Raw genomic sequence first — 2,953 nt, 5'->3', positions numbered from 1 at the left:
CCGATCGTGAGCGAGTCCGTGCCGAGCGGCAGCTCGAGTCCGGCCTTGGGGCCCGAGGTGATCACGATGCGCGAGACCGTGCTGGTCGTGGCGGGACCCGCGGCACCTCCGCTCGGCGCGGGAGCCGCGCGCGGGGTGGGCGGGGTCCTGGGCCCGGCCGGCTTGCCCTTGGCGGGCGCGCGGCCGGCGGTCTCGGGCATCCGGCGCACGCGCACGCCGAACACGTCGGAGCGCAGCGCGAAGACGACCGCGAACACGAACAGCCACATCAGCAGCAGGAAGCCGACCTGCAGCAGGAGCAGGGTCAGCGAGCTCAGTTCGGTCATGTCCAGTCCCCGTTCTGCGGCATGATCCGAGTCGACGTGGTGCGCTCCTCGCGCGCCGGCCGGGTCTGCGGCGCCGCGAGCGGCACGACGTGGAACACGATGTCGGTGCGCCCGATCGTGATCGTCTGGCCGTCGTTCAGGCCCGACTGCTTGACGGGGTGGCCGTCGAGCTTGGAGCCGTTCGTGGAGCCGAGGTCGCGCACCATGGCGCGCTCGCCGTCCCACAGCACCTCGACGTGCGCGCGGCTCGTGCCGGGGTCATCGACCGTGATGTCGGCGTCGCTGCCGCGGCCCAGCACGGTGCGGGCCTTCGACAGCGGGTAGCGGCGCCCGTTCACATCGACCACGGCACGCCACTCGACACGGCCCTCGGTCGTGTTGGAGTCGACGTCGACCGTTCCGGTCGTGATCGACTCGTCCTCGCGCAGCGCGATGCGCAGCGGTCCGGCGAGGCTGTACCCCTGGGCGGAGGCGTGGCCGCGCAGCATCGTGTCGAGCTCACTGACGAGCGCACTGCCGAGCGCGCGCATGCGCTCGTGGTCGGCGGGGCTGAGACGGACCGTCAGCTCGTTCGGCACGAGGATGCGATCACGCGCGACGACCGCGGCCCTCGTGTCGAGTTCACGGCGCAGGGCGGAGGCGATCTCGACCGGCTGAATGCCGCTGCGGAAGGTCTTCGCGAACGCGCGGTTGACGGCGCGCTCGAGGCCCTGCTCGAAGCTGTCCAGTAGTCCCACGGGTCTCCTCAGTCCGGCCGACCGGTAGGCACATCGTAGCCAGCATGCCTGGGCGGTGCCCTTTCCCGGCCGGAGCGGCGCGCTCCCGGACCCGTTCGGGTTCGCGAGCGCTCCGGCGAGGTGATATCCTCGGGAAGTTGAGTTCGGAGCGATCCGATCTCGCGCGAGTGGCGGAATAGGTAGACGCGCTGGCTTCAGGTGCCAGTGCCCGCAAGGGCGTGGGGGTTCAAGTCCCCCCTCGCGCACACGACACGAAGGCCCCGGTGAGAACCGGGGCCTTCGTCGTCTCCGCGATGCGTCAGGCTCGGCCCTGCGACGTGGCGTAGACGGCCGCCTGCGTGCGCCGCTCCATGCCGAGCTTCGCAAGCAGGCCCGAGACGTAGTTCTTCACGGTCTTCTCCGCGAGGTTCAGCTGCTCGCCGATCTGACGGTTCGTCAGGCCCTCGCCGATCAGCCGCAGCACCTGGCGCTCGCGCAGGGTGAGATCAGGTGCCGCGTCGCCGCCCGCTCCCGCTCCCACGGTTCTGGTGACGGAGGCGACCACGCGCTGGGCGACCGCGGGCGCGACGAGCGACCTCCCCGACGCGACCCGGCGGATCGCGTCGGCGAGGTTCGGGCCGCGGATGTCCTTGAGCACGTAGCCGGCCGCGCCCGCGAGCACGGCGGCGGTGCTCGCGTCGTCGTCGTCGTAGGCCGTGAGCATCAGGCACGCGATGTCGGGGTGCGCCGAGCGGATCGCTCGGCAGAGCTGGATGCCGTCGCCGTCGGGGAGGCGGACGTCCAGCACGACGACATCCGGATTCGTCGCCGCCACACGCGCGAGCGCCTGCTTCACGGTGCCGGCGTCCCCGACGACCTCGAGATCGCGCTGCCTGTCGAGCAGGTCGGCGATGCCGCGACGGACGATTTCGTGGTCGTCGACGAGGAACACGCGTGTCATGCTCGCCTCCGCTCCGTCTCGCTGCCCCCGGCCGCGCCGCCGTGCGGGGCGCGCCAGACCGCCGTGGTGCCGCCATCGCGCCCGGGGCCGAGCGTGAAGTCCCCGCCGCGGCGCCGCGCGCGCTCGGCGAGGTTCTCCGTGCCGCTGTGTCGCTCGCGCATCGTGGGGATCCCGACGCCGTCATCGACCACCGTCACCCGCAGGTCGCGATCGTCGACGGCGATCTCCACCGACACGTCCCGAGCGCCGGCGTGCCGTGCCGCGTTCGCGAGGCACTCGCGCACGACGGCCACGACGTCGTCCGCGAGGCCGTCGGTCACCATCAGGTCGACGGCACCGGCGAAAGAGATGCGCGGTGTGGCGCCGAGCGCCGCGGTCAGCTCCTGTGCGGCGTCCAGCACGCGACGGCGGGTCGAGCCGGCGTCGTTCCGACGGCGATCCGAGAGCGCGAAGACGGCCATGCGGATCTCGGAGATCGCGCCGTCGACCACGTCGACCAGGTCGAGGATGGCGTCCTCGGCCTGCGGATGTCCTGCGGCGAGCGCCTGCAGCGACAGGCCCGCCCCGAACAGTCGCTGGATGACGTGATCGTGCAGGTCGCGCGCGATGCGGCTGCGCTCGTCGGCGAGCTCCACCCGCTGCCTGTCGGCACGCGCCTGCGTCAGCTCGACGGCCAGTCCGACCTGGGCGGCGAAGTCCGCGGCGAGCTCGGCCTCCTGGGCGGTGAACTCGACGCCACCCGTGGCACGCGACAGGGTCAGCGCACACACGGGCTCACCCGACACCACGACGGGGAGCACCACGCTGGGGCCCATGTCGGCCTCGGTCGAGACCTCCGCATTGCTGTGGTCCGCGACGACGACGCTGCGCGTCTCGAGCGCGCGGCCCACCAGAGAGTCCTCGCGCGGGTAGCGCCGCCCCTCGAACGGTTCGGCTCCCAGCCCTCGCGC

General features: G+C 72.4%; 3 protein-coding genes, 1 tRNA gene and 1 pseudogene. 1 reads left to right on the top strand and 4 read right to left on the bottom strand.

Annotation, left to right across the window (positions count from 1 at the left end; translation table 11 throughout):
* Both RIF89_RS13245 and RIF89_RS13240 read right to left on the bottom strand, forming a co-directional pair.
* Positions 1 to 326, bottom strand: a pseudogene (locus tag RIF89_RS13245) (FHA domain-containing protein); the annotation flags it as partial.
* The gene (locus tag RIF89_RS13240; RefSeq protein WP_309069562.1) at positions 323 to 1,063 is read right to left on the bottom strand and encodes a DUF3662 and FHA domain-containing protein; all 741 of its coding nucleotides are present in this window, start codon (positions 1,061 to 1,063) and stop codon (positions 323 to 325) included. The gene RIF89_RS13240 and the pseudogene RIF89_RS13245, both read right to left, overlap by 4 nt.
* Before the next feature lie 161 nt (positions 1,064 to 1,224).
* Between RIF89_RS13240 and RIF89_RS13235 the strand changes: the two genes are divergently transcribed.
* Positions 1,225 to 1,308 (top strand) — tRNA-Leu (locus RIF89_RS13235).
* A gap of 53 nt (positions 1,309 to 1,361) precedes the next feature.
* On the opposite strand, the gene RIF89_RS13230 is transcribed toward RIF89_RS13235, so the two are convergent.
* The gene (locus tag RIF89_RS13230; protein ID WP_309069561.1) at positions 1,362 to 2,003 is read right to left on the bottom strand and encodes a response regulator transcription factor; all 642 of its coding nucleotides are present in this window, start codon (positions 2,001 to 2,003) and stop codon (positions 1,362 to 1,364) included.
* On the bottom strand, positions 2,000 to 2,953 hold a 954-nt coding region (locus RIF89_RS13225), incomplete at its 5' end, for a histidine kinase (RefSeq protein WP_309069560.1). The genes RIF89_RS13225 and RIF89_RS13230, both read right to left, overlap by 4 nt.

Source organism: Microbacterium sp., from assembly GCF_031178525.1.
GTDB lineage: Bacteria > Actinomycetota > Actinomycetes > Actinomycetales > Microbacteriaceae > Microbacterium.
The sequence above is the reverse complement of the archived record's forward strand: the minus strand, read 5'-3'. Positions and strand labels throughout refer to the sequence as shown.